The 26,095-nt window shown below is 37.5% G+C and carries 25 protein-coding genes; 8 read left to right on the top strand and 17 right to left on the bottom strand.

The window, feature by feature from the left end; translation table 11 throughout:
- Positions 1 to 97 precede the first annotated feature (97 nt).
- Entirely contained in the window at positions 98 to 1,213 is a 1,116-nt protein-coding gene (locus OSO01_RS04230; RefSeq protein WP_246145042.1) for an aminotransferase class V-fold PLP-dependent enzyme, read from the bottom strand.
- Positions 1,214 to 1,239: 26 nt separating this feature from the next.
- Positions 1,240 to 1,992: an HAD-IIB family hydrolase gene (locus OSO01_RS04225; RefSeq protein WP_147209023.1), complete on the bottom strand. Its 753-nt coding sequence runs from the start codon at positions 1,990 to 1,992 to the stop codon at positions 1,240 to 1,242.
- A 74-nt stretch (positions 1,993 to 2,066) separates the two neighbouring features.
- Between OSO01_RS04225 and OSO01_RS04220 the strand changes: the two genes are divergently transcribed.
- Positions 2,067 to 2,732: a Crp/Fnr family transcriptional regulator gene (locus tag OSO01_RS04220; protein ID WP_147209022.1), complete on the top strand. Its 666-nt coding sequence runs from the start codon at positions 2,067 to 2,069 to the stop codon at positions 2,730 to 2,732.
- Between the two features lie 45 nt (positions 2,733 to 2,777).
- Here the strand turns inward: OSO01_RS04220 and OSO01_RS04215 are convergent, their stop codons facing one another.
- Entirely contained in the window at positions 2,778 to 3,488 is a 711-nt protein-coding gene (locus OSO01_RS04215; RefSeq protein WP_147209020.1) for a class I SAM-dependent methyltransferase, read from the bottom strand.
- A 159-nt stretch (positions 3,489 to 3,647) separates the two neighbouring features.
- On the opposite strand from OSO01_RS04215, the gene OSO01_RS04210 reads away from it, so the two are divergent.
- Entirely contained in the window at positions 3,648 to 4,448 is an 801-nt protein-coding gene (locus tag OSO01_RS04210; RefSeq protein WP_147209018.1) for a YwqG family protein, read from the top strand.
- Positions 4,449 to 4,528: 80 nt separating this feature from the next.
- Here the strand turns inward: OSO01_RS04210 and OSO01_RS04205 are convergent, their stop codons facing one another.
- From OSO01_RS04205 to OSO01_RS04195, 3 genes are all read right to left on the bottom strand, one after another.
- On the bottom strand, positions 4,529 to 5,056 hold the full coding sequence (locus OSO01_RS04205; RefSeq protein ID WP_246145040.1) for a tetratricopeptide repeat protein: 528 nt from the start codon (positions 5,054 to 5,056) through the stop codon (positions 4,529 to 4,531).
- Entirely contained in the window at positions 5,053 to 7,254 is a 2,202-nt protein-coding gene (locus OSO01_RS04200; RefSeq protein ID WP_147209016.1) for a Z1 domain-containing protein, read from the bottom strand. Before OSO01_RS04200 ends, OSO01_RS04205 begins: the two co-directional genes overlap by 4 nt.
- 207 nt (positions 7,255 to 7,461) lie before the next feature.
- The gene (locus OSO01_RS04195) at positions 7,462 to 8,235 is read right to left on the bottom strand and encodes a MurR/RpiR family transcriptional regulator (RefSeq protein ID WP_186813549.1); all 774 of its coding nucleotides are present in this window, start codon (positions 8,233 to 8,235) and stop codon (positions 7,462 to 7,464) included.
- A 274-nt stretch (positions 8,236 to 8,509) separates the two neighbouring features.
- On the opposite strand from OSO01_RS04195, the gene OSO01_RS04190 reads away from it, so the two are divergent.
- The 4 genes from OSO01_RS04190 (at position 8,510) to OSO01_RS04175 (ending at position 13,899) form a co-directional block, all read left to right on the top strand.
- Positions 8,510 to 9,844 carry a 6-phospho-alpha-glucosidase gene (locus OSO01_RS04190; RefSeq protein WP_147209012.1) on the top strand — a complete coding sequence of 445 codons (1,335 nt, stop codon included), beginning with the start codon at positions 8,510 to 8,512 and terminating at the stop codon, positions 9,842 to 9,844.
- A 206-nt stretch (positions 9,845 to 10,050) separates the two neighbouring features.
- Entirely contained in the window at positions 10,051 to 11,655 is a 1,605-nt protein-coding gene (locus OSO01_RS04185) for an alpha-glucoside-specific PTS transporter subunit IIBC (RefSeq protein WP_147209010.1), read from the top strand.
- 82 nt (positions 11,656 to 11,737) lie between these two features.
- Positions 11,738 to 12,196 carry a hypothetical protein gene (locus OSO01_RS04180; RefSeq protein ID WP_147209008.1) on the top strand — a complete coding sequence of 153 codons (459 nt, stop codon included), beginning with the start codon at positions 11,738 to 11,740 and terminating at the stop codon, positions 12,194 to 12,196.
- A 356-nt stretch (positions 12,197 to 12,552) separates the two neighbouring features.
- Positions 12,553 to 13,899 (top strand): tetratricopeptide repeat protein, encoded by a 1,347-nt coding sequence (locus tag OSO01_RS04175; RefSeq protein WP_147209006.1) that lies wholly within the window; start codon positions 12,553 to 12,555, stop codon positions 13,897 to 13,899.
- 251 nt (positions 13,900 to 14,150) lie between these two features.
- On the opposite strand, the gene OSO01_RS04170 is transcribed toward OSO01_RS04175, so the two are convergent.
- Positions 14,151 to 15,533: a sodium/glutamate symporter gene (locus OSO01_RS04170; RefSeq protein ID WP_147209004.1), complete on the bottom strand. Its 1,383-nt coding sequence runs from the start codon at positions 15,531 to 15,533 to the stop codon at positions 14,151 to 14,153.
- A 25-nt stretch (positions 15,534 to 15,558) separates the two neighbouring features.
- Positions 15,559 to 16,725 carry an alanine dehydrogenase gene (locus OSO01_RS04165; RefSeq protein WP_147209002.1) on the bottom strand — a complete coding sequence of 389 codons (1,167 nt, stop codon included), beginning with the start codon at positions 16,723 to 16,725 and terminating at the stop codon, positions 15,559 to 15,561.
- A gap of 634 nt (positions 16,726 to 17,359) precedes the next feature.
- Between OSO01_RS04165 and OSO01_RS04160 the strand changes: the two genes are divergently transcribed.
- Entirely contained in the window at positions 17,360 to 18,403 is a 1,044-nt protein-coding gene (locus OSO01_RS04160; protein WP_147209000.1) for a beta-carotene 15,15'-monooxygenase, read from the top strand.
- A gap of 119 nt (positions 18,404 to 18,522) precedes the next feature.
- Here the strand turns inward: OSO01_RS04160 and ytxJ are convergent, their stop codons facing one another.
- Both ytxJ and OSO01_RS23235 read right to left on the bottom strand, forming a co-directional pair.
- Entirely contained in the window at positions 18,523 to 18,867 is a 345-nt protein-coding gene (gene ytxJ, locus OSO01_RS04155; protein ID WP_147208998.1) for a bacillithiol system redox-active protein YtxJ, read from the bottom strand.
- A 31-nt stretch (positions 18,868 to 18,898) separates the two neighbouring features.
- Complete coding sequence (locus OSO01_RS23235) at positions 18,899 to 19,054, bottom strand: glycine zipper domain-containing protein (protein ID WP_186813571.1); 156 nt, start codon at positions 19,052 to 19,054, stop codon at positions 18,899 to 18,901.
- Positions 19,055 to 19,252: 198 nt separating this feature from the next.
- On the opposite strand from OSO01_RS23235, the gene OSO01_RS04150 reads away from it, so the two are divergent.
- Positions 19,253 to 19,936 carry a YjjG family noncanonical pyrimidine nucleotidase gene (locus OSO01_RS04150; RefSeq protein WP_147208996.1) on the top strand — a complete coding sequence of 228 codons (684 nt, stop codon included), beginning with the start codon at positions 19,253 to 19,255 and terminating at the stop codon, positions 19,934 to 19,936.
- A gap of 79 nt (positions 19,937 to 20,015) precedes the next feature.
- On the opposite strand, the gene OSO01_RS04145 is transcribed toward OSO01_RS04150, so the two are convergent.
- From OSO01_RS04145 to ribD, 7 genes are all read right to left on the bottom strand, one after another.
- Positions 20,016 to 20,993 (bottom strand): ring-cleaving dioxygenase, encoded by a 978-nt coding sequence (locus OSO01_RS04145; protein WP_147208994.1) that lies wholly within the window; start codon positions 20,991 to 20,993, stop codon positions 20,016 to 20,018.
- 37 nt (positions 20,994 to 21,030) lie between these two features.
- Entirely contained in the window at positions 21,031 to 21,969 is a 939-nt protein-coding gene (locus tag OSO01_RS04140) for a ring-cleaving dioxygenase (protein WP_147208993.1), read from the bottom strand.
- Positions 21,970 to 22,029: 60 nt separating this feature from the next.
- Complete coding sequence (locus OSO01_RS04135; RefSeq protein WP_147208991.1) at positions 22,030 to 22,467, bottom strand: MarR family winged helix-turn-helix transcriptional regulator; 438 nt, start codon at positions 22,465 to 22,467, stop codon at positions 22,030 to 22,032.
- A gap of 180 nt (positions 22,468 to 22,647) precedes the next feature.
- Positions 22,648 to 23,115, bottom strand: coding sequence for a 6,7-dimethyl-8-ribityllumazine synthase (ribH, locus tag OSO01_RS04130; protein ID WP_147208989.1), 468 nt, complete (start codon positions 23,113 to 23,115; stop codon positions 22,648 to 22,650).
- A 2-nt stretch (positions 23,116 to 23,117) separates the two neighbouring features.
- Complete coding sequence (gene ribA, locus OSO01_RS04125) at positions 23,118 to 24,317, bottom strand: GTP cyclohydrolase II (RefSeq protein WP_147208987.1); 1,200 nt, start codon at positions 24,315 to 24,317, stop codon at positions 23,118 to 23,120.
- A 10-nt stretch (positions 24,318 to 24,327) separates the two neighbouring features.
- On the bottom strand, positions 24,328 to 24,954 hold the full coding sequence (locus tag OSO01_RS04120) for a riboflavin synthase (RefSeq protein ID WP_147208985.1): 627 nt from the start codon (positions 24,952 to 24,954) through the stop codon (positions 24,328 to 24,330).
- Positions 24,887 to 26,014, bottom strand: a complete 1,128-nt coding sequence (ribD, locus tag OSO01_RS04115) for a bifunctional diaminohydroxyphosphoribosylaminopyrimidine deaminase/5-amino-6-(5-phosphoribosylamino)uracil reductase RibD (RefSeq protein WP_147208983.1) — start codon at positions 26,012 to 26,014, stop codon at positions 24,887 to 24,889. Before ribD ends, OSO01_RS04120 begins: the two co-directional genes overlap by 68 nt.
- Between the last annotated feature and the right edge of the window lie 81 nt (positions 26,015 to 26,095).

Genomic DNA, 26,095 nt, shown 5'->3' with positions numbered 1-26,095 from the left:
TTTCCTATATAGTCCAGGTAACTGACACAATATAGTTAACTTTATGAGGAAAAAGAGCAATAATGAGCAGGGCGTTCAAAAATAGATGCAAGTGATTTTAAAAATGCAGATTTTCATAGTCTCGTCGTTCCGTTAATAGTACAATTTCATCAATCGCTCTTTTAATATCCTGCCTGGTATTATAAACATGCGGTGAGATTCGGATGATATTTTCCTTTGCAGTTAATACAATTCCCTTTTCTTGAAGCTTATTAACGACCTCAGCAGCCTGTGGATGAACAAATGCAACTAAACTTGTTCTGTTTTTCGGCTCCTCAGTTCCATATATCCTTAATCCTTTTTCACTTCCATACTGCACTGTGAATGCTCCCAACCCTTCAAGATAAGCTGCAATATGAGGAACTCCAATAGATTGAATAAAATCCAAAGACGCTTTGGCAGCATACGCACTGATAAAGGAAGGTGTACCCGAATCAAATTTTCTCGCTCCTTCCTTCTCTTTCCCCAGCCATCCCGTCACGCCTGGATAAAGATTATCGGCAATTCCTTTATTAATATACAAAAAAGCAATACCGGGAATTCCTAATAAATACTTTCTTGTTCCCGTTGCTAGAAAATCAATCCCCATCTCCTTTACATCAATAGGACAATGTCCTGCCGATTGATAAGCATCAACAAATAAGAGCGAACCTTTTCGACGCGCAATTTCTGCAATTTCTTTAATATCCAGCTTCATCCCGCTTTTATAATGAACGTGTGGAATAGATGTTAGCAGCGTTTTTTCATTGATACGTTCCTCAAAGGATGCTAAAGGAATCACCCCATGCTCGGAAGAAATCATATGAAGCTTCTCCTGAAATTTTGTCTGGGCAGTCCATATATCTGCAACAGTGGGGAAATCTAGATCTGTGAAAATAATTTCATCTCTTGTTAAAGCATCTGGAAAAGCTGTCGCTATTGCAGAAATAGCATGAGATACCGAAGAAACAACCGCTATTTCATCTGGTTCAGCCCCAATAAGTGCAGCAAAGGATTCCCGGGCTCTTTCCAGCATCCCCATTGCTGTATTCCAATTTGCTCCGTCAGCCAGTAATTCTTCGTGATACGCTGTAATTGCGTTGGAAGTACTTGCTGGCAGCAGTCCTTGAGAACAGCCGGCAAGATAATTCCGATTTGTCAGTGTAGGGAACTGCGAGATAATCTCTTCGTTCATGTTATCTCTCCTTTTATAATAAAGACTTAAATATAGACGCTTTGTATTTCTTGATTTTCATACGCACGCAATACCTCGCTTATCATCGCCGGAACATTTTTCTTCTCTATCGATACAGAGGCATATTGTTTAACCTTATGCCCGCCAATACAGACACTGTACAAAGCATTTTCAAACAGGCACTGATCATTACTGTCATTACCAAATGCAATAAAATCCTGTACCTGTAAAGCATGCAGCCCTCTTACTTTATTGATTCCAACCGGACTGATATCTATTGCATTTTCATCCTTGTAACAGGTTATACTTACAGGCAGAGTGGATAGCTCATCTATTACGTGCCGTGAAGGCTGAAACAGGACCAGCTTACACAGCTTATGCAGGCTTCTCAGCTCTCGATTCTTTGCTGAAGCCTGATTAATATTCTTATAGATAGGATGTGTCTTCTCTCCAGTAAAAGCATAATCCCAATCACTATCTCCTAAGTAGGTTAACTGATTATCTTCTACCAGTGTTTGAAGCTTTGTAAGTAAACTATCTTGAAAATGAATAACGTCAACCTTTCCGCCATTTGAAGTATATGATCCATTTCCACCAACCAGCTTCCCTTGTTGAAAAGCCTCAGGCAGAACCGGCAGTAAATCCCGGATTGGTCTTGCGGATGCAAAAATCACCTGATGCCCTGCCGCTTTTATTTCATCCAGTGCCTGTATAATGGACGCATCTATTGTTTTTCCATCAAAGCAAATTGTGCCATCTATATCAAAAACAAAATTCATGTGAATCACCTCTTTTTCAAGTATACTATGATTAAAAATATACGAAAGGACAGATGTCCCAAGGAGGAAATAACATGGAGCTAAGCCAATTCGCTGCCATTTACAATTATTTGATTCCAAATACAGTGGAAAAAGAAGTCACCATCCGCACATACATATCCAATGAATACATATTAACTGCCGGAGAAGAAATTGATGGATTTTATTTTTTAATAAGTGGAAAATACTTTGTTTCCAGTCAGGAAATCACAGGCAAGGAGCTGTTGCTGCGTTACTGTCAGGCTCCTGCTGTTATGGGAGACATTGAAATTCTGGAAGACTGTGTGATTCAATCTAATTGCGTTGCGGCAGAACCATGTTCATTCGTCTTTATTCCCAAACAGGCGTATGAAAAGGAGCTGAAATACGATGCAGCATTCACGCAAATATTATTAAAAGAATTAGCATATAAGCTTCGGACATGTACCATCTCATCCAGAGTGAATGCACTGTCTCCTGCCAATGTCCGGCTTGCTGCTTTTTTATGTACCATTGCTTCTGGTTCTAATTCGAAGGCATCTTATATTACAACCAAAAATATGGAGGAAACAGCTGCTTTAATAGGGACTACAAAAAGGCATGTCAATCGAATTTTAAAACAATGGATAGCTCAAGAGATTGTAGAGCGGGAAAATGATCAAATACGAGTTTTGCAACGGGATAAATTGAAAGAGATTTCTGAGGATGTGCGGTTTGAGTAACGGTATTCATTCTTAGAAATCACCTTCTGTTTCGGGCATCCTCTATCAATAATTATCGCATTTCCTCGCCACATAAGTTATTGCATTTGTTTGCAGCAAAACGTCTCTTTTATCACGTGTTATTGTATACTTTAATGGTTTCACGAGCCGTTTCAGTACTTCCCAGCTCTCATACAGCCTGTCTAATTTATGGAGCATTTCTTCTGTTTTAATATTTACTTCCATCATGACATCTAACTTTTTATTTTCTGCAATATCTATTTCTTCCACCTCAGAATTAACAATAATACAGTTGATGCCATTCTTTCGAGTTCCCTTTGCCATATTTTCTATTACTCTTTCAAAAACATCTTCAGAAGCAACATGCTCTAAAGCAGAGACTGCAATAATATAGTCAAATCCCTCTTTTACGATTGGATAATCCTCTATATCCCTGGTTTCCAGCTTAAGGACTTCCTCCACATTATATTCTTTACTGTACTGTCTTAAATTTTCCGTTGCTGAGGGCAGCAAATCTACGCAGACAATCTTTCCTCTGCCTTTTATTTCTTTTGCTATGGGAATACTGTTCCGGCCGACCCCGGAACCTAAATCCAGAACACGAATATTCGTTTTTTCTTTAAAATATGGCAATTGCTCCATTACTGTTTTAACAGGCTTGTACAGCCAAGAGCCTTTCTCGAACAGCTTATAATTATCATAACAGGCATCATGGTATTCTTTTTCTTTATTTCTTATATACTCTACTCTGTGCAACGAAATCCCTCCAGATTATGTAATAGTCTGTAAACATCTCCACTGATAAAGCAGCCTTTCTTATCTTTTGTAAATTATCTGCTCTCTCATTTTCTCCTCATCTTAATATTTGCTATAGTAATCATTATACAGAATAAACTGAATTTCAGGAGGTTTCTTATGCCAGATAAAACATCATTACAATTACCAGAGGCTTTTGAGCAATACCGCTCTATCATTCAAGATACACTGATTCCTGTTGTAAAGGTTTCTGCTACAGAGCGGGAAACATCTTTATTCGAAAGTAAATTTGCAGGAAATCCGTACTTCCCTGTTTCCATGGAGTATCCTAAAAATGAAGAGAGTAACCCTTTAAAACTGCTCGCACAGATTAATTTTAATGAGGTTCCTGTTCATTTGCCGCATTTTCCGCATAAAGGGATTTTGCAATTTTACATTGATGGCTATGATGATGTTATCGGAATGGATTTTGATGATGGTCAGAATCAAGCTGGTTTTCGCGTTATCTATCATAAAGATATTATTCAGGATGAATCACAATTAGTGCAGGATTTTTCTTTTGTAACCCTGCCGGATGATGAGTTATTTTTCCCTGTTGAACAGGAGATGGGATTATCCTTTGAAATAGGTTCCGAAGCTCTCACAGTAAGTGATTACCGCCGTGAAGAGGTTTACGCAGATATATTTGATAAAATAAGAAATGATGAAGATTTGGAAGAAGAATTTTTCCAGCTGTTTAGTGGTACAGGCCATAAATTGGGCGGCTATCCTTTCTTTACCCAGGAAGATCCGCGGGCTTATGGAGATTATCAAGAAAAAGATATACTGCTGCTGCAAATTGATAGTGCCGGTGATAACATTATGTGGGGAGATTCCGGTGTTGGAAATTTCTTTATCTCCGAAGAGGATTTGAAAAATAGAGATTTTAGTAAGGTGCTTTATAATTGGGATTGTTATTAAAATAATGCCAGTGCTGTTCACGCATCGAACAGCACTGGCATTTACTTATGAAGCGATTATAAATTTGTATTTCTCACTAATTACTCCCAGCTTGTATCCAATTTATCTGCATAATAAGTAATTGCCCTGGAGAATTTTTGGATGTCGGTATCATTCGTCGTCTCAGCAAGATTTTTTAACAATATCTCCATTGCTTGATGGTGCTCTTTTAAATTATATAATGTCATCGCATAAAACACTTGAATTGCTTTATTATCTGGAAATAGTTCTATTCCCTTTAAAAATGTGCTCTTCGATTTTTCATACTCTCCCAATGTCCGATAAGTACTTCCAAGCCCTAATAAAGCATCTTCTAAATTTCTTTCTTCTAAGCCCAGCTGAATTGCTTTTTCATAGTATGGCACAGCAGTTCTTTCTTCTCCTAAAACGTCATGGCTCCAGGCACATTGATAGTTGAGAAAGGCATGGTCCGGATTTTGTTCTAACAGCTTTAATATAATAATTCTGGATTGGTTCGCATCGCCTTTTTCTCTTAATTCAATAGCCTGCTGTAATTGTTGGTTTAACTGGGCATCATCTTTGTGAAAATAATTATTCACCTGTTTCACCTCTCTTTAACTCCTTTTCCGGCAAACACTGTCGTTTTCGTCTCCTCAGGCGTAACCAGCACCGGCCAATAAAAAGCACCGCCGCGCCAGCCCTGCTCCTCTGCTCCATTCTGTCTTATTAAAATTAGAGCTGGAACAACTCTTGCTAAGTTTCGTGCTATTTTTAATTCATCCTGTTTTGTATCGGGAGCATCTTCAAACCTATCCGTACTTTTTCGAATACGCGCCATATTACGATTCTGGCGTAAAATTATCCAGACGTATCCCTTTCGATTCGTGTCCGTTTCCTCTGACAAATAATTCATCACAGCACAATATGTTTTCAGGTCCCATTCGTATCCATCTTCGAATTCATAGGTCTGATAAATCATTGCCAACAGCTCTTGAATTTTTTCTTTTTTAATCAGGAAACAGCGGGCGTCTTTTGGATGTACTGCTTTTGCCGTATGCTTCATCACTTCCATATACTTATCTATTTTCTTCATTTGCCGCTCCAGATAGCTCTTCGCAATTGTTTGAAAACCTGTTGGCAGCATTCGTTTTCCCGGCTTCAACATTTGCACGCTTGATAATAAAATTTTATTTGGATTACATGGCAAAATCGTATTATCGATATCCTTTTGAATAAAGGTCACTTCTCCGCTGTTTGCCCCGGATTCAAAGGCTCTGCGCAGCTCTGCATCAAATTCATGCATCTGCTCCATCACATCATAGATACGTTTTGTTGTATAAAAACGGGTAACTGCAATATCTGCAAACGGGCGGGCTCCATACATCCGGGAATGCTGTAATACCGTGTCCTGCTGGAACTTTTGCGGGTTTCTTCCATAGTAAAAGCCAATTAAATTTTTTATCGTAATACCGCGGTCAAGAATTTGTCCGCCAATAAAGAAATTAAGCGGGGTCCGTAATTTCAGCTCTCCCGATTTGTCTAATAAATTATCTACATCTTGCTCAGAGTTTACAATTTCAATTAACAGCTCTTCCTCTATCAAAGCTTCACGAACGTTAGAAAGAACTTCATCAAAGGCTGGAAAATATATACCCTTCATTTGTGATCGTACAAAATCCTGATAAGCTGCACGAACTAACTGGTCAAAGACGGGATCCTCCTTCTCTATTGCTTCGCGGAGCTGCTCCTCCATATGGAGCATCACCTCTTCCTGCCATTGATGAGAAGCCTTAGTGGTGATGGTATGCATAATAAACGCATATTTTTCAAGACGCTGATTCGTCTTCTCCTGTTGAATATTGCGGATTTTACTCCCAACAATAAAGTGAATCAAAGCACTGCGGATGCCGTCATAACGTTCACCGGTAAGCAAATAATTCACTTTTACCTTGCGCTTATCACTTTTCCTTAAAATTTCAAGCTCCTCTTCCTGAATTTCATGATAGAGGTAACTTGCCATATGTCCATCCTCTTTGGCTTTATCAAAATACATCTCCCCGCCAACATACTTGTCATGCACCGGCACTAATTCTGTAAAAGCCGGCCGCTTCGGCTGAAATGCTTTATGCTCATGAACCGTCATATCATCCGGCTGAAGATATAAGGAATATGGTGTGGCTGTTACCTGCAGATAAGCAGCATCACTTAACCTGGCACGAATACCATCAATCTGCCCGGCAATTACCTTCAGATCAATAATATTTTTATCTTTCACATTGTCATACGCAACCGAAGCGAAATCCGCTTCATCATCAATAAATAAGATTTTTTGTGTGGCCAGATCTGGATACATTTCAAATAAGAGACTTTCTAAGCGCTGCATATTTTTCTTTTCTTTTTTTAGAACAATAACGAGCTTTTTCTTTAACTCAAATTTGCGGAGCTTTACCGGCATTTTCATAATGTTATAGACAGCTAATTTATCCTCTTCTATGCATTCTGAAAACTCTCCCTCTATCCTTTCAAAGGTCTGCTTAACAAGTGCATTCGAATTCTTTGTTAAAATAATCGCAGCATCAAAACCATTATCAAATCCTAATCCCACAGAACCAAGAAAAGAACGCGTTTTCCCCGATTGAATATGCCCCAGCAGCATTCCTGGCTTTTTGGATGTTGTAGAGATTTTTAATAACTGATTGACTGTATTCTGCATCACATTTATTTCTTCTGTTTTATAATTATTTTTCTTGCAAACCAGGGAGAAGAATGTCCCATTTGTTTTTAGTTCGTGTTTAACTGTTTCCATAAAGTGAAGTGGCTCCTTGCTCTATCCATGATACTTTTAAATATTTAATCGTTCTATCCGGCCTTGTTCATTGTACGAGAAGGGCTAAAAACAGCAGCCTAATACTGAATAAATGAACAAGAAAGAAAAAAACACGTTTAAAACGTGCTTGCGTAATAGCCTGACAAATTCAGGCTCCTTATAAAATTTTACCATACATTGAAAAATCTATGATTCTTTTTTGGATACATAGGAGACATACTCCTGGAAAAAGAGATCTATTAACACATTTAACGTGACAAAGGATAATTTTGAGATATTCCCTTTCTTCGCTATACCTGTTGGATGATAATACAAATTATTAGGTGAATAATTAGCTAATTTATTATTTTTAATATCTGTAATCGATAAAATTGGTATATTTTTCATTTTAAGCATTCGAAGTGGGTGCTCTAAATCATTTGTATCTCCGCTTAAGGATACGATGATTAGTAAATCGACATCCGACGAAAGACTAGATACCATTTCCAGTTCACTATAGCTCGGAATGATAATTAAATTCTTATTAATAGACAGCATATATCTATTTAATTCATTTAACATATTCTTTTGTGCTGTACCTGTTGCATAGGCATATACATTATTCGATTTATGGATAAGAGCGAATTGCTCAGACAGGTCTGTCTGTTTAAATAATTTTACTGTTATATTGATGTCATTTTGTAATTCATCTAAATAAGTAGATGTATCAAAGTTAATTTGACTCTCCTCATCTATCTCGCTTTTTAGTTGATACTTCAGTTCACTAAAACCGGAATAACCTAATTTCTTTGACAGCCGGACAATAGAAGCTGGCGAAGACGTACTTCTTTGCGCTAACTCAGAGACATTCATATATTGGCAAATTTCTTTATTTTGAAGTATATAATTTAAAATGAATTTATCATTTTCACTTAATTGATTAAAATTTTGATTAATTTGTTTACTCAAATTATCAGCCATCTGAATCCCCTCCATAATAAACAAGCTTATACATGCTGAACTTTCCGGATAAAAAACCTTACCTGAAAAATTGTACATTGATTTATTATAACAAAATGAATTACTTCTTAGAAACCATTTTCATTTCTTAGTCCAGAGTAAATTTTTTTCATGAAATGAAATTTTAATCAGGCTGTTAAACAAAAACCTAAACCTCTGGATTCCATTGTTTTACCCAAAATCTCTGTGTTATAAATTACTCAAGCATCAAATACAAAACTTGGAGATGGTAATAATGGGTAAACAACATTCAATTGTAATTGCTGGTGGAGGAAGCACATATACACCGGAAATCGTATTAATGCTCTTGGACAATCTGGATAAATTTCCAATTAGACAGTTAAAGCTGTATGATAATGATCCAGAGAGACAAAGCATAATTGCGAAAGCCTGTGAAATTATTATTAAGGAACAAGCTCCTCATATTGAGTTTGTCGCAACAGATAGCCCTGAGGCAGGATTTACAGATGTGGATTTTGTAATGGCACATATTCGCGTGGGTAAATATGAAATGCGGGAAAAAGATGAAAAGGTTCCATTAAAATATAATGTCATCGGTCAGGAAACTTGTGGCCCCGGCGGAATGGCATATGGGTTACGGTCTATTAAAGGTGTTGTTGAAATCATTGATTATATGGAAATGTATTCACCAAATGCCTGGATGTTAAACTATTCAAATCCAGCTTCTATCGTTGCAGAAGCTTGCAGAAAATTAAGACCGGACTCCAAAGTATTGAATATTTGTGATCATCCTATCGGATTAGAGGACCGCATGGCTAAAATAGTCGGTTTAGAATCCAGAAAAGATCTATCAATCCGTTATTATGGCCTGAATCACTTTGGCTGGTATACAGATGTTCAGGACAAAAATGGAAACGACCTGATGCCACAAATAAAATCATATATTGGGGAAAACGGGTTTAATCTTAATGCAATTGGAAAAGAATCAAGAAATTCAGATCCCAGCTGGATTCATACGTATGATATGGCAAAATTTGTTTATGAGCTTGATCCAGACACAATACCGAACACATATTTAAAATATTATTTGTTCCCAAATAAAGAAGTAGAGATTGCGGACGCAAATTATACACGGGCAAATGAAGTAATAGATGGCAGAGAAAAACGTGTATTTGGAGAATGCCGTAATATTATTGAAAAAGGTACATCTAAAGGAACAACATTAGAAATTGGAGCCCACGCTACGTATATCGTCGACCTGGCTTGTGCTTTAAGCTACAATACGCATGAAAGAATGCTTATTATGGTCGAAAATAATGGAGCGATCAGCAACTTTGATGCTACTGCTATGGTTGAAATCCCTTGTCTGGTAGGTTCAAAAGGAGCAGAGCCGTTATCAATTGGACCAATACCGACATTCCAAAAAGGGTTAATGGAGCAGCAGGTAGCTGTTGAAAAATTAGCAGTGGAAGCCTATACGGAAGGTTCTAAGCAAAAACTGTATCAGGCATTTGCTTTAAGTAAGACCATCCCGGGAGCAGACATTGCCAAAAAACTATTAGATGAACTGATTGAAGCAAATAAAGATTATTGGCCGACATTGCATTAAAAATTATCGGAGTTCACTCTTTATTAATCAGCAGGCTCCAAACATTACTTTGAATAACCAAGGTTTGGAGCCTCCTTTGATTTATCATACAGAATCGTTGTTTATATTCCCGTCAAAGGAAGGACTAATAAAAAAACGAATCGGATTAATCACCTTTCCTTTAACAGCTTTGAAAACGCTTAAAACATAATAAGGAGGAGTTATAAATGTTACAAAAAATACAACGGTTCGGAGGTGCCATGTTTACTCCTGTTCTGTTATTTGCATTTGCCGGTATCATGGTTGCATTAGCTTCCGTCTTTCAGAATCCACTGATTATGGGTTCATTGGCCAATGAAGATACATTATGGTTTAAATTATGGGACATTGTCGCATCAGGCGCCTGGACAGTCTTCAGACAAATGGAGCTATTATTTGTCATTGGTCTTCCCATTGGTTTAGCAAAGAAAGCACATGCCAGAGCGGTCATGGAATCTCTGGTAATCTACTTAACCTTTAATTACTTTATATCTTCTATTTTAAAATACTTTGGAGGTTCATTCGGGGTTGATTTCTTTGCAGACCTAGAGACAAGTAAAACAACAGGTCTCAAATTAATAGCAGGAATTAAAACATTAGATACGAATATCATTGGATCTATAGCTATAGCCGCTTTGGTGGTATGGCTTCATAATAAATATTTTGATAAAAAGCTTCCGGAGTGGCTGGGGATTTTCCAAGGCTCAGCTTATGTAGTAATCCTTGGATTTATTTGTACTTTGCCTTTGGCTTTTCTAACATGCTGGATATGGCCGCTGGTCCAGGATGGAATAACTTCTTTACAGGCATTTTTCATCAGTTCTGGCTCAGTTGGTATTTTTGTGTACAGCTTCCTTGTCAGAATACTAATCCCGACAGGACTGCATCATTTTGTTTATGCGCCTTTTATGTTAGGACCGGCAATTGTAAAAGAAGGTATTCAGGTCAATTGGTTAAATCATCTTTCTGAATTTGCCCAGTCAAAAGAATCATTAAAAGCGTTGTTCCCTGCCGGCGGTTTTTCCCTATATGGATGTGTAAAAATATTCGCTCCTCCCGGAATTGCCGCTGCATTTTATAAAACAGCCAAGCCGGAAAACAGAAAAAAAGTATTAGCCTTAGTAATTCCAGCAGCAATAACAGCTGTTGTCGCCGGTATAACAGAGCCAATAGAATTTACTTTTCTTTTCATAGCTCCAATTCTCTTTGTTGTTTATTCCTTCTTGGGGGCAGTTATGGCTGTAGTCATGTACCAATTTGGTGTCAGCGGAGACTTTAGCAGCGGGCTCATCAACAGCGCAGCAAGGAACTGGATTCCGCTATTTAGTAACCACTGGGGAACTTATGCTATCCAAATTATAATTGGAATTGCTTTTGTCTTTATCTATTACTACGTCTTTAAAATACTTATCTTAAAGATGAACTTGAAGACTCCCGGACGCGAAGACACTGGAAATATTAAATTATACACGAAACGAGACTATCAAAAGAAAAAAGGAGAAGAGACAGATCCTCAGCCCGCCTCTTCAGGAAATGAGAATAAAGATAAGGCAGCCTTATTCCTGCAAGGGCTGGGCGGTGCTGCAAATATTGAATCAGTTACCAATTGTGCCACCCGATTAAGAGTACATGTAAAGGATGGCTCACTTGTAGCAGAAGATACTTTCTTTAAAAAGGCTGGAGGCATGGGTCTGGTGAAAAACAAGAATGCTATCCAAGTCATTGTCGGCCTCTCTGTTCCCAACGTCAGAGAAGAATTTGAACAATTGATTGATGAAGAACAATCAACTTAATTATATGAGTTTCACAATATAAAGGAAGAAGGATCCGTCTGTTCCTTCTTCCCTTTACTTTAAAATAACAGGAGGCATCAGCATGTTAAGACAAAAAAGCACTTACCGGCATCCACGAAAATATATAAACACGTTAATCATTTTCTATCTTCTTGTCCCTTTCGCTTATCTCGGGTATGTTACGTTTTCAATGAATCAGACCAATAGCAGCTACTATGCTTTTTTTAACAGTGATTCAATCAATTCCGTCTTACTATTGTCTTCCATGGTATGTTTAATTTGGGCTTATATACTTTGGAAGCTAAAAGAATTAAATCAGTTTCATACTCTCCCCTCTTATCTAACATATATGGCAATTTCACAATTATTTATCGGAAATATTGTTGGAGTAATCTTTACAGTTATTACCAGATTCAAAACAAAAGCACTTCAATCGGATCAAAGTTCTCAAAACGGAGCACTCCAGTGCAGGCTGCTTACAATATTAAATATTATTTTAACCGTTATTGTGCTTGCAGCTTTTATAAGATTAAATTTCTAATAATGCGGAGTGTGTTCTATAACGTATCTCCATTCTACTAGTTTAAAATCCTATTGATACTCCCATTTAATTAAATCATTTTTATCGGATCTCATTCTATACAAGTTAACTTTTATTAGCCAATATACCTATTTATTCCTTCTACTTATTTCAATCATGTTCTTGCGAGATTCGAAAAGAAAAGCTACAATGAGAAGCGGAGTTATGCAAGGTTCTGGTTAGTGAAGTTATCATTTTACAAGTAAAGCTGCTTTTTTTAATAATCTATATAAGTTGAACTTATATGTTCAAATACCGACAAGGATACAGTACTAACTTTATCCTTTTTTGACCGTAAATAATGAGGAGTTATCAATATGAGTAAAGTAAAGAACGAAAGCTATTATAAGATTCTTGGTACAACAGCAAATATTGGCCAGGCAAGAATCGAGGAAAAATATCTGGAGGCTCTAGAGAAGCATCCGCAGGAAACAGATCCAGAAGGTTATGCCAAAGTACAGGAAGCTTATGAAGTTTTGAATGATCCAGAGAAAAGAGCTGCTTATGACGATGCCCGTAAACATGGCAAGAAGGCAGACAAGCAACAAAAAAAAGCCGATAAAGCAATGTCTGTAAAAGCTGAGCAAAATAATACATCTGAAGCAGACTCAATAGCAAATGAAGTTAAACAATTTGATGAGGCGGAACAATTAATCATTGATGCGAAGAAATTAATAGATCGTGGAGATAATCAAAAAGCCTTTGAAGTCTATAAAAAATTAAACCAACTCGTACCCGACAGCGGCGAAATTAAGTTCAAGCTATTAAAGCTGGCGAGTCTGAATGGCGATGTTGATGAGATGGAAAAGATTTTTTCAGAAATCATCCCTCTTACTGCAAGTGATGAAGAGCTGCAAATTATTTATACTTTAAAAGCTGATATTTATCAGAATAACGGCTATCCCGACAAAGCTATCGAAACATATGAAGATTTATTGGAGAAATTTCCTGAACAAAAAGCAATGTTCGCCCCTGGTTTAGCACATCTTTATATAAATACAGCATATTCAGATAAAGTTACCAATTTAATGGAGCAATCCCAGCCGACAGAAGCGGACAATGCAAAAACTGCTACAGCATTCTATCTATCCTGGATTAATATTATCATTACTACAGAAAAATGGTCTGTATTATCCAAAGTACTATCAAAATTTAAAAAGCATATAAAAACTATCTCGGATGAACAAGATTTTAAAAGATTGCAGGATGAGCTAATGGAACAATATATGTATTTTCATAAAGGAGCATTATTTCAGGAAGCAGAGATTTACATCAGCTTAGCTGACGTTATCACACAGAAGAATAATAATGACATAAGAAAAGCTCATAACGAAACAAAAAAACAAGCTCGTCTACAAAAAGAAATCAGCAAGCTGTCCCATGATGAAAATGCCTATCAGCTGCTTTACTATAGAGCATATGAATGGTTTTATACTGGGAAAATGGCGGCAGCAAAAGTAATTGCAGTTATGAATGAATTACCTGCCTATGTCAGACAACAGCTTGAGAGTGACAAAGAGAGCTATGCTGCAGGTATCCTGCAATTAAAGAAAAAATATCCGTTCATTTATAAATCTTATCAGAACCAATGGGATAGCTTATTTGAACAGTTGACTGCCGGACTTAGCCGACAGGAGAAAAGAAATTTACGGAAGAAGAAATAGCAGATATGAAAAACTAGCACGCAACCAAATGGTGATATGCTAGTTTTTTTATATCTATTAAATTATAAGTAGAATAACCGGTTATATCCTCTCATTTAATTTGTCGAACATTCTCCTTTAAATTCTAAAAATCCTTATAAGCACTTCTTAAATTTCTATTGATATCTCCATCAATTTACAAAAAAGCTGAGGATCTCCTTAGAAAGTGTCACCCCGGCCTTTTCTTTTCTACTATTCTATTTTCAAATACATTACTCATCCTTATCCAAAGGAACCGGCGGCCGATCTCCCAGCGGTATCTTCCAATACCACCATTTAAATATTCTTGCTATGATAATACAGGCAATCGAAATTGCTAAATAGATTCCAACAAATGCCCAATGCTGACCTGTCATCAGCATAATTGGCCCTGCTGACCACGCAAATAGCTCCAAGGGAGTGTTTAACGGACCAACAATCGCTGTATCTGTCAGTGTTTTTGATTTATTATTCGGGTCAATAACTCTTAATAATGTAAGTCCAATTGCAAAAACACCTGTGGAGTAGCCATATACAAAGATAGAACGTTCAAACCAGCTTTCATAATTCATACCAGGTCCAATAAACACAAGTGTCAGGACAACGACAACAAGACCTGAAATCATTAATAACGTTAATGGAAGCCAGTATTCTCTAACAACTGGAAGTTGAATTGACGCCACCCCGAAGAATACAAGATAGTCAGTTGCAGAGCTGCCGATCCGATCTACTATTTTACTGTCCACATATTTATAGATACCTTTTTTCCCTCTTCCCAGGACAACATACATCAGCAATGCAATAATAAATGCAATTGTGAATGTCGGAAATTCTAAATTCCAGGTCTCTGCAATGTAATTATTTAATAAATAACCTAAGCCGGCAGGAACCACTAATAATGCTACATGAAAAGCCAGCGGATCAAGTGCAATAGGCGATACTGTATCATCCCCCATAGATGTTCGATTTTCAGGCTTTACTAAGCCGGTTTTCAAATCCTCTGATATCTCTGAGAAATCCTTTACATACTGCGTATAGCCTTTCCTTGTCGCCCATTTAATAAAAATAAGCCCTCCAAAAATACCAATAAGCATACCACCGGTTGCTGCTGTCATACCTAAATCAGTTGCATTTTCCCAGCCTAAGTTTTCAAATGTTGTCCCTATTGCTGCTGCCGTTCCATGCCCTCCATAGAACCCGGCAGCCAGCAGTAATCCAAACCCATAATTAATCTCCGGGATAAATTTTGAAATAACAATTATTGCAAAAATAATTGGAATAGACATCTGAAGTGCGATACCGAGAATCTTATAAATCGCGTATGCACCCATCCGGTTAAGATCTTTCTTCATGTTGCCCGGAGAAAAGGAAAAACCGTTAATCCCTACCGCCGCAAATACTAATATGGTAATAACACCCGCATAAGAACCAATATTTTCAGAAAGTGGCAAAACATCTAAAAAGCCGGGCCCCAGGGCCAGCCCCAGAAACCCTGCCAGCAGACTCGCCGGAATAAAGCTTCTTTGGATAAATTTAAATTTTGCTCTGAGAAACATTCCTATTAGAATAAGAATACTTGCACAGGCAAAATCTACTAATAATGTGTTTATCGTCATCTAGTTTCCCCTTTTCCTGGTTGCATTAAAGCTCTAAAAAATTTGTCGATCTTGTTGGAGTTGCCGGCGGTGCAAAGTCAAGTTTTTCCTCTTGTATATGCAATACATCTTCAGGTCGAGCCCAAGGACGATCTTGAATCGCACTAGTTTCCTCGTGTGTGAGATATCCTCTATAAGCCGTTAAGCTTCTTCTTAAAAAGCCATCACGGATACAAGCCTCTTTAACACCATTATTTAAAATAGAACGTAAATGAGGCAATATCGAAGCCGCATAAGCAACAGATGTAGAATTAGCAATTGCTCCCGGGATATTACTTACACAATAATGAACAACACCATTTTCAATATAGGTCGGGTCCTCATGTGTTGTTTCACGGAAGGACTCGATCGCACCATCTGCATCATTACTGATATCGACAAGTACAGAGCCCTTTTCCATTAAATGAAGCATATCACGATCAATTAAGAAATCTTTATTTTCCTTTGGCCATTTCACACAGTTAATGACCATATCAATTTCTGGCAGCAGTTTTCTTATATTTTGCTTTGTAGACAGCTGAGTGTTTACTTTTTCATTATAAGTCTTGCCGATATCTCTAAGTACACCGTAGTTAACGTCCATTACTGTGCACCAGGCACCTAAGGATTGCAGCACCTGCAATGCAGAGCGTCCTACCAATCCGCCACCCAGAATTAATACTTTCATACCAGGAGCACCAGCAAGCCCGCTCACAAACTTTCCTTTTCCGCCATTAATGGTCAACATGGCATTTAATCCCATTAATGCCCCCTGTTTTCCTGCCGCTTCACAGTTAACGGAGCCAAAACGATGCGAATCCTCTGCTGTGAAGGCTATACTCTTGCTATCAAGAATAGCCTGTACTTGCTCCGGATGCGCTGCTGGATGGATACACGTATATACAATTTGGTTTTCTCTTAATAATCCATATTCACTTTCTTCAATTTCTTTCACCTTGGCAAGAAAATCACATCGTTTGTACATTTCCTCAGTGGACTCTACTATTTCCGCACCTTCCTGTTCATATTGTTCATTGGTAAAACCAGCTGCCAACCCTGCATCTTTTTGAACCAAAACAGTATGTCCATCTTCTTTAATAGTTGCTGCCTCGACAGGAGTTAATACCACACGATATTCTCCTATTTTCTTATCCTTTAATACACCAAAAATCATTTGTATTCCTCCAATATCTTTGTAAAGACTGTTTACATGGCAGATTTTATTCTGCCAATTGCCTAAGCCATGCAATTTTAATCGTTAAACTTGTCCTGCAATATACGTTTTATAAAAGTTATTTATATCCTTTTGCCTAAATGTCGATTTAATTATTATACCAATTATTTTAGTCAGTTTCTAATTATTTTTTCTTTTCAGATAGAAGAAAGGAAAATAGAATTAATTGTTGGGAACAGTCAATTTAAAACCCAATTCATCTTTCTGCAGGATGAATTGGGTTTTTCTATTTTTTAAGATATAACCTGCTTTACCCACACCTGCAAAATTATTTCTCCCCTACTAAATCCATTCCTTATCCTTTCAGATTTCTTTATCTTTCGAGAAAAGCAGATAACTGCCATAAGCAATCTAAAGGATAAAGAGAGAACTCACAATAAGGATATTGATATGGTAAAGAACCATAGAAATAAATCAACTTTCTAATCAAAAAAAGCCGTAAATTCAGAAATTTGTAACATCTTATAAGAAATAAAGTAAAACAACCTATTCCTAATATACTTCTATTAAAATTCATTTTATAATTGAAATATCCAAATATTAAGAATTTATTTTAATAAAGGAGGTTCATCAAATGTACATAATTCAGCAAGGAAAGTACTTTTGGCTGCTGATGATCGTTCTTATTTTAAGCAGTAATTATATGCTGTATCAGACATCAATAGGTGCAACTATTCTGCCGCCTGAGGCAAACCTTGTCGTATTAGGCTCGCTAATTGATTTGGTTATTATGGGGCCAGTATTTTTTATGCTGTACAGAAAGAAATTCTCCATTAAAACCGCTATTCTGCTAGCTGCAGCTGGATGTATATTAGCAAGGTTTTTTATCCCCACTCATTTGTTAGGACATTTTGCCACCATCACTTGGGCCGGAATAGCCGCAGAAGCTGTCTTGATTATCTTTGAGCTTTTATTTGTTATTGCTTTTTTCCGGTATCTGCCCAGGATTATACAAAAAGTGAAAGCAAGCACATTGCCTGTTATTTTTTCTTTTCCAAGCGCAGTGGACAAATATGTAAAGAACAACCCGATTATTCATGTGATTTGTTCGGAGTCTTTAGCGCTTTATTATGCACTTTGCAGCTGGAAGAAAACACCTCCCGATGGAATAACTCTGCATAAAAAATCTAACTTTATCGCCTTTCAAATAATGATGATTCATGCAATTATCGTTGAAACATTTGCCATTCACTGGTGGCTCCATAGCAAATCGATTGTTATTTCCATTGTTCTATTGATACTTAATATTTACTCGGTGATTTTCTTGATAGCCTGTATTCAATCCATCCGCTTAAATCCAATATATACGGATGAGAAAGCTATATATGTTTCATTTGGAATACTAAAGCGGGTAAAAATAGATTTCCAGGATATTGAGAGGATGATAGAGGATGACACCGCTTTGAAAAGTAAAATTTCAAAGGACACAATTGATTTTATTGCAAAGGACTTTGAGCAGGTTTATCCGGATATGATTTTAAAAATGAAAAAGCCTGTACAAGCAACTATATTTATGGGCATCCAAAAGGAATACTCTAAGGTAGCCATTAAATCGGATGATCCAGATAAATTGAAAGCTGTCGTTTTAAATAAAATCAGTAACGAAACTAAAATATAGACTGTTAAAATAACTCCTGCAGGAAGTTGTATACTTCTACAGGAGTTATTTTTATATAGCTTTTTTATTTTACGATTATAAATATTTATCGAACATTTGATAATTTTTGGCTGTATGCTCTATTCGAATACCCTGCTGACTTCTTTCTCCATATTAGACTTCGTTATTTTCCAATGGGATGTATTCCATAGCACTTTCTTTTTGTAGATAAGAAAAATTTGCGGAGATTTATGCGTAATACTTGTATCTTCAGCTATCTGATTAGACACCTCTCTGCTTTCAATGACTTTCACCAGATAACAATCTACTTTACCACGCTCTGGTAAAGCTTTGACTTGCTTAAATGCTCTTGCACTGATCAGACAAGAAGTACTATGCTTAAAGACAAATATTGGCATGTTCATTGAACGCTCCCAGATCTTATTCCACTGCTCCAATGTTGTCAATTCATTCATCTGCTCCATATATACTCCTTTCTCATTCACTTTAACCTTATTATGACCGTCTATTATCCACAATGAAACCAAGAATAAAACCACAGACAACGCCAACAGCAACGCCGATTGCAATCTGTTCAACAGCAGTTCCTATACTCGCACCAATTGCAATCCCCAGAACAATTCCTAAGGTGCGAAACCTTGATTTCCCCATGTTCAAGCTCCTCTCCATTTTAGTATAGTACCATTTGAATTATCTTATATACGGTTTTAATTAAGATAAAGTTCCCATTTAAATTATTTGAAACTAATCATCATCATTATCCATCTCCTACAATCGTAACTTTTTCTCATTATTGCTATAATGGATAAGCAACGTTTTCAACGATGAGATGAAAGGAAGTATATAAAAATGAAATATGATGTGATCTTTTTTGATATAGATGATACGTTATTTGACTTTGGTAAATCAGAAAAAGCTGCTTTACATAAAACATTTGAAGCATTTGGATTACCTGATGGGCTTGCAGATTACCAGGCAAGCTACCGCGAAATCAGTAATGTGCTATGGAGAGAATTAGAGCAGGGAAAACTGCCAATAACGAAATTGGGTGTAGAGCGTTTTAGAAGGTTATTTGCAGCATATGATCTACAAATGGATGGAGCAGATTTTAATCATGCATATCTTGAAAATTTAGGAAAAGAAATCTATTTAGTAGACGGTGCTGTGACATTATTTGATTCTCTTTCCGAACAGCGCTCAGCAATTATCACAAACGGTTTTAAGCATGTACAATTATCTAAGCTGGAAAATTCTCCACTTCAGAATGTTTTTGAAGCAATCATTATTTCAGAGGAAACGGGTTTTCAGAAGCCTGACAGCCGAATTTTTGATTATGCTTTTTCCAAGCTCGGACTTACAGAAGATGCTAATGCATTAATGGTTGGTGATTCTTTGACGTCCGATATACAGGGCGGAATAAATTTCGGAATGGATACATGCTGGTTTAACCCTGAACATAAAGAAAACGTGATTGGTATCCAGCCAACGTACGAAATTAATCATTTAACGGAGCTTATTACAATTGCAAAATAAAAAAGAAGCAGGGATAGATTTTTTTATCCTTGCTTCTTCATTGAATAAAGTAATTTTCAATACTATTTAGTAAGCTGCTTTATTCTTTAACAAATTCTTTTGTACTTCTCACGGTATCAATTGGCCGTACTGCTTTTTCAATTTGTTCACGTTTGGCTTCCAGAAATGGAGGAAGAGACAACTTTTCTCCAAGTGTTTCATAAGGTTCGTCTCCCATAAATCCGGGACCGTCTGTTGCAAATTCAAATAAAATTTGTGGAGCTACTCTTGCGTATAAAGACTCGAAGAAATGACGATTCACATAGCCGGATGTATTGAACCCAAAATCATTCATCCGGTTAATCCACTCATCCAATACAGAACGATCTTCTACACGAAAAGCAGTGTGATGCACTGTTCCATACCCTTGGCGGGCTTGAGGAAGGATATTATTATACTCTGCAATCACAGAGGCCCCGTTTCCTCCTTCTCCAACTTCAAACAGATGGAAGGAACCTTCTTTCGCCTTTTCTTTAAACATTAATACTTTTTCCATCATTTCTTTAAAGTAATCAAAATTTGCAATTCGAACGAAGACAGGACCCAGCCCGGTAATTGCATATTCCAATGGAACCGGGCCTTTTTGCCAAGGTGTTCCTGCTTCTACACCTTCATCTAATTCATCTGAAATCAATTGATATTGCTGATCATCAAAATCAACAAAGGAAAGTGTTTTCTTGCCAAATTGCTCTTGGATTCCTTTATGCTTAACTTCCAAACGGTCAAAGCGTTTCACCCAATAATCTAATGCGGCATCACTTGGTACGCGGAAGGAAGTTTTAGAAATTTCATTTGTACCATGTACTCCTTTTGGGATACCCGGAAAATCAAAGAAAGTCATATCTGTACCGGCGCTGCCTTTATCATCTGCAAAGAATAGATGGTACGTTTGAATATCGTCTTGATTTACTGTTTTTTTCACTAAACGCATGCCTAAAACATAAGTGAAAAATTCATAGTTCTTTTCTGCACTGCTTGTAATTGCTGTTACGTGGTGGATTCCTTTTAAATGATTCATATTATTTTGCCTCCTGGAAATCGTTTTTATATTTTCTTTATTCTATTGGAGTTAATTTTGCTTTAATTTCTGTCCGGCGCTCTTCTAAAAATGGCGGTAAATCTAGTTTTTCTCCTAAATGCTCCACATCCCCATCAACGGTAAATCCTGGTCCGTCTGTTGCAATTTCGAATAAAATACCATTGGATTCACGGAAATATAAACTTTTAAAATAGAAGCGGTCGACGATACCAGACGAATGGAAACCACGTTCTTTTACTTGTTCGTCCCAAAATCTTAGCTCTTCCTCATTTTTCACACGAATAGCTAAGTGATGGATACTGCCACGCCCCGGTCTTTCGGATGGACCTTCTAAATACTTCACAACGATTTCTCCAAAAACCTGCCCCGGGACTGATTGGAAAATCGCTTCTCGCTCGTTCCGACTCACTTCTGTATAGTCAAGCATATCTGTTAATGTAGACGCCAGCTTATCCAGTCTCCTTACTGTTATTTCCACTGAACCCATCCCTTGAATCTGGTGTTTAGCTGGAACATCTGACTTTTCCCATGTTTCCCAGTGATCTATTTTTTCTCCATCAGCCACGAGCAATACCATTTGCAGTCCTTCTGGATCTTCAAATTTCATCGCAGTGCGATTGGCATAGGTTGTTATTCCGCTATGCAGCACATTGTTCTTATCAAATCGCTCTTCCCAATAATGCAGACTCTCTTCTGATGGAACCAATAATCCAATTCGGGTAATTGCATTTGTGCCTCTATGCGTATGGCCAACCATCGGAATCTCGAAAAAGGTTAACTCTGTACCGGGACTTCCTGTTTTATCACCGTAAAATAGATGGTACATGGAAGGATCGTCCTGATTCACCGTCATTTTCACACGACGTAAACCAAGTACCTCACGATAAAATCTATTATTTTCATTTGCATTTTTTGTAACCATCGAAATATGATGATGTCCTGGAATAGTATACATAAACCATTCCTCCTTTATCAGTTTACTAGTCAAGTTATGATTAAAAAAATAATAGAGCTATTATTTTTTTAATTTGCTTTCTGTATTCTTCTGCAGCTTCGACATAAGCATATATAATGTTCTTTGTTCTTCTTCAGTTAAACAATCATCGACAACAGAAGTTTGAAAAGCCAGCTGATGTTCAAAAACTTCCTCTATCTTAGCTTCTCCTTTTGACGTCAGGCTGATCCATTTTGTTTTCCAATCCTGCTTACGCTGGATATATCCTTCCTGTTCCAGTCTGCTAAGCATACGTGAAATGCCGCCCTCTGACACTGTTACCCGGGCAGCAAGCTCACTTTGTGTGAGAGGCTGATAAGACCAGATCTGGTTTAATACATCAAATTGGGCAACTGTAATATCAAATTGCTTTAGAAAATCATTGGACAGCAGATTGCTTTGATGCATAAAACGGGCAATACGAAGCCAAATTAATGAACCAAGTGTATTTTTTTTCATCTGTCTCATCTCCCTTTATCAATATCATTTTACATCTCAAGTGATAAAAATGCAACCCTCTTTATCTTTAATTAAATATATTTTTTTCCCGGAGTACATATTTATTAATTTCATATCTATAAAAAAGAAGGCTGTCTTTTTACAGATAACCTTCTTTCCATGATATTTATTCGTCTACATTTAAGAATAAATCAACTTCTTTAATGACATCATTTCTAATAAACCAAGAGCTGCTTCTCCGCCTTTATTACCCGCCTTTGTACCAGCTCTCTCCAATGCCTGTTCAATTGTTTCTGTTGTCAGCACACCAAAAATAATTGGAACTTCTGCATGCAGACCAATTTGTGCAATACCCTTAGCTGCTTCATTACTGACCAGCTCATAATGTGTGGTTGCCCCGCGAATAACCGCTCCGAGTGTAATAATGCCATCATATTTTTTTGTTTTTTCTACCTGCTTTGTGATATATGGAAGCTCGAAAGCCCCTGGTACCCAATAAACATCAATATCCTCTTCTTTTACTCCATGTCTTTTTAAAATATCCTTGGCTCCTTCCAGTAATTTAGAAGTGATCAGCTCATTAAATCGTGAAACGGTTATTGCTACTTTTAACTGTTCTCCTTGAAACATTCCTTCATATACAGTCATAATCATTCTCCTTCTATAGATAATAAATGATGAAACTTATCTTTCTTTACTTTTAAATAATGTTTATTTTCATGATAAATGGTTGTTTCTATCGAAATTCGTTCAGCTACCTCAATACCATATTGCTGTAAATCCTTTACTTTATCTGGATTATTCGTCAGTAAACGGACTTTCGATATTCCTTCCTTTTTCAGCAACCATGCAGCGATATCATAGCGGCGTTCATCAGGTAAAAAACCAAGAGAAACATTAGCTTCATAGGTGTCTGCACCTTGTTCCTGCAGTTCATACGTTTTTAATTTATTGAGCAGTCCTATCCCTCTTCCTTCCTGTCTCAAATACAGAATGGCGCCTCGACCTTCAGCTGCAATCATTTGCATTGCTTTCTCCAGCTGCTCACCGCAATCACAGCGATGGGAACCAAAAATATCTCCAGTCAGGCATTCCGAATGTACTCGAACTAAGACAGGCTCTTCATTATCTCTGATTTGTCCCATAGATAATACGAGCTGATCCTTTCCTTCTTTATCCTGATAAAGGGACAAATCGAAGTCTCCGTGCTTCGTGGGCAGCTTCACTTTTGCATTTACCTTGATACTGGAATAAGCCAAATAATCAGCAAGCTCTTCTATAGTAACCAAAGGCATATTCCATTCTGCCGCAATCTGTTTTAAATCCTGGAACCGGGCCATCGTTCCGTCTTCCTTTAAAATTTCGCAAATATAGGCTGTTTCAGTATCTCCTGCCAGCTTTGCTAAATCTACCGCTGCCTCTGTATGACCTCTTCTCTCCAACACCCCTCCGTTCTTCGCTATTAACGGGAAAATATGCCCCGGCCTATTGAAATCAGCTGCTTGACTATGAATATTTGCCAGCTCTTGAATTGTCTTTGCCCGTTCAAATGCGGAAATCCCTGTGGTTGTCTCTTTATGGTCGACACTGATGGTGAAAGCTGTTTGATATTCGTCTGTGTTTTCTTTGGTCATTTCCCACAAGTTTAGATTTTTAGCAATCTGTTCGGAGACAGGAGCGCAAATCAAACCCCGGGCATGTTTTGTCATAAAATTTATTGTTTCTGCCGCAGCTTTACTGGAAAGACCGACTAAATCACCTTCTGCCTCCCGGTTCTCGTCATCAGCAACAATAATCAATCGTCCTTGCTTCAAAGCTGTAACAGCTGCTTCTATATTTTGTACAGTCATATTTTCCCCTCTATTCTCCTGTGTATTTGCTTAAAATCTGAGTCTTTTCCGTGCCCATTATAGCTTTAATATATTTTCCGAGTATATCGGTTTCTATATTTACAAATTCACCTTGTTTTAATTGACCCAGATTTGTATGATTCATGGAATAAGGAATGAGTGACACACTAAATGATCCTGCCGTAACAGCTGATACGGTCAAGCTTGTTCCATTAATCGCCACAGATCCTTGGGCTACAATCTCTCCTTGTACTTGTGGCGGATAATAGAATGTGAGAATAATGGAATTCTCTTTTTTCACCTTTTTAATTAACCGCGTCGTTGTATCTACATGACCTGATACAATATGCCCTTCCAAGCGTCCTTTTGCAGACATTGCCCGTTCCAGATTCACCACTGCATGTATCCGCAAATCAGAGAATATCGATTTTTGAAATGTTTCCGGCATAATGTCCACTGTAAAATCTGAATCAGTTACTTCTATAGCAGTTAAACAGACACCGTTGATTGCCATACTGTCGCCAATGTTATAATCCTGCAAGAGCTCTCTGGAGGCAGAGCATGTTAACTCAATATGCTGACTCACTTTTTTGATTCGTTTGACTGTTCCTGTTTCCTGAATCAATCCTGTAAACATCCTTCTTTCCCCTCCCGCTGACTATTCGTATATCCTCACCAACTGCTTCCGCGCTTTGTAATGTTAAAGGTACTGCAGATAAAACATTTCTATCACTGGAAAAGGCAGATACTCCATTACCGCCAATCAGCTTGGGAGAGATATACGTAATTACCTCTTCAAACAAATTTTCTGCCAGGAAAGCATCATGAATTCTGCTCCCTCCTTCTACATAAACGGATTGAATCCCCTCCTTCTGCAAATAATTGACTACTTTTGAGATTGTCCAATGATTGTCTGGTATCAATCGGACATGTTCAGGTAGATCATCTATAGCATTTGATTTTGTAAACACCCATACAGGAACAGCTTCTCTATAAATTTGATATTTTTCAAAATCCAATGTTTGCCCTTTCCGATCCAAAATAATGCGGATTGGCGGGAAATCAGTGATTACATTCGGTAATAGTTTTGGATTATCCGCTAAAATTGTCCCGCTTCCTGCCATAACAGCCTGAAAATATTGCCGTTCCTCATGTACTCTTTTATACGTCTCTTCCCCAGTAAGATACGTCCGTTGCTTCGGATGGACAGAAATCTTCCCATCCAGACTGACAGCTTGCTTTAATACAATATACGGCTGCTGTCTCCTATGAAAATAGTTATAATGCTTATTCAATGCTTCTGCCTTCTCCTGCAATATATCGGAAACCACTTGTATGCCTAGTGCTTCTAAATACGCCTTCCCTTTGCCTGCTACAACAGGATTAGGATCTAGTTGTGCAATAACAACCTTGGAAATACCACTATTTATAATCAGTTGGGTACAAGGGGGCTGTTTTCCAGTGTGATTACATGGTTCCATTGTCACATACATCGTTGAACCAATTAAATCTTCCGGAGTTTCACATTGGTCGACAGCCATCTTTTCTGCATGTTTTTCACCGTATCTCTTATGAAACCCAGTAGCTAAAACAGCGTCATCTTTCACAATTACTGCACCGACTAAAGGATTGGTATATGTGTTCCCCTGCCCCAGTTTTGCGAGCTCTATCGCTTGCTCCATATACAGTGTGTCCATATGCTTCCACCTTTCTTAAACCATAAAAAAGCCCCATGAAAACTCTTCACGGGGCATACTTAAATAAACCATGTCTATACA

It is taken from the genome of Oceanobacillus sojae (assembly GCF_007991515.1).
Classification (GTDB): Bacteria; Bacillota; Bacilli; order Bacillales; family Amphibacillaceae; genus Oceanobacillus; species Oceanobacillus sojae.
This window is presented reverse-complemented; position numbering and strand designations above follow the sequence as displayed.

Bases quoted from the DNA above. Each gene is read 5' to 3' on its own strand.
- OSO01_RS04230 (WP_246145042.1), bottom strand. From the start codon at position 1,213: ATGAACGAAGAGATTATCTCGCAGTTCCCTACACTGACAAATCGGAAT.
- OSO01_RS04225 (WP_147209023.1), bottom strand. From the start codon at position 1,992: ATGAATTTTGTTTTTGATATAGATGGCACAATTTGCTTTGATGGAAAA.
- OSO01_RS04220 (WP_147209022.1), top strand. From the start codon at position 2,067: ATGGAGCTAAGCCAATTCGCTGCCATTTACAATTATTTGATTCCAAAT.
- OSO01_RS04210 (WP_147209018.1), top strand. From the start codon at position 3,648: ATGCCAGATAAAACATCATTACAATTACCAGAGGCTTTTGAGCAATAC.
- OSO01_RS04200 (WP_147209016.1), bottom strand. From the start codon at position 7,254: ATGGAAACAGTTAAACACGAACTAAAAACAAATGGGACATTCTTCTCC.
- OSO01_RS04195 (WP_186813549.1), bottom strand. From the start codon at position 8,235: ATGGCTGATAATTTGAGTAAACAAATTAATCAAAATTTTAATCAATTA.
- OSO01_RS04190 (WP_147209012.1), top strand. From the start codon at position 8,510: ATGGGTAAACAACATTCAATTGTAATTGCTGGTGGAGGAAGCACATAT.
- OSO01_RS04185 (WP_147209010.1), top strand. From the start codon at position 10,051: ATGTTACAAAAAATACAACGGTTCGGAGGTGCCATGTTTACTCCTGTT.
- OSO01_RS04180 (WP_147209008.1), top strand. From the start codon at position 11,738: ATGTTAAGACAAAAAAGCACTTACCGGCATCCACGAAAATATATAAAC.
- OSO01_RS04175 (WP_147209006.1), top strand. From the start codon at position 12,553: ATGAGTAAAGTAAAGAACGAAAGCTATTATAAGATTCTTGGTACAACA.
- OSO01_RS04170 (WP_147209004.1), bottom strand. From the start codon at position 15,533: ATGACGATAAACACATTATTAGTAGATTTTGCCTGTGCAAGTATTCTT.
- OSO01_RS04165 (WP_147209002.1), bottom strand. From the start codon at position 16,725: ATGATTTTTGGTGTATTAAAGGATAAGAAAATAGGAGAATATCGTGTG.
- OSO01_RS04160 (WP_147209000.1), top strand. From the start codon at position 17,360: ATGTACATAATTCAGCAAGGAAAGTACTTTTGGCTGCTGATGATCGTT.
- ytxJ (WP_147208998.1), bottom strand. From the start codon at position 18,867: ATGGAGCAGATGAATGAATTGACAACATTGGAGCAGTGGAATAAGATC.
- OSO01_RS23235 (WP_186813571.1), bottom strand. From the start codon at position 19,054: ATGGGGAAATCAAGGTTTCGCACCTTAGGAATTGTTCTGGGGATTGCA.
- OSO01_RS04150 (WP_147208996.1), top strand. From the start codon at position 19,253: ATGAAATATGATGTGATCTTTTTTGATATAGATGATACGTTATTTGAC.
- OSO01_RS04145 (WP_147208994.1), bottom strand. From the start codon at position 20,993: ATGAATCATTTAAAAGGAATCCACCACGTAACAGCAATTACAAGCAGT.
- OSO01_RS04140 (WP_147208993.1), bottom strand. From the start codon at position 21,969: ATGTATACTATTCCAGGACATCATCATATTTCGATGGTTACAAAAAAT.
- OSO01_RS04135 (WP_147208991.1), bottom strand. From the start codon at position 22,467: ATGAAAAAAAATACACTTGGTTCATTAATTTGGCTTCGTATTGCCCGT.
- ribH (WP_147208989.1), bottom strand. From the start codon at position 23,115: ATGACTGTATATGAAGGAATGTTTCAAGGAGAACAGTTAAAAGTAGCA.
- ribA (WP_147208987.1), bottom strand. From the start codon at position 24,317: ATGACTGTACAAAATATAGAAGCAGCTGTTACAGCTTTGAAGCAAGGA.
- OSO01_RS04120 (WP_147208985.1), bottom strand. From the start codon at position 24,954: ATGTTTACAGGATTGATTCAGGAAACAGGAACAGTCAAACGAATCAAA.
- ribD (WP_147208983.1), bottom strand. From the start codon at position 26,014: ATGGACACACTGTATATGGAGCAAGCGATAGAGCTCGCAAAACTGGGG.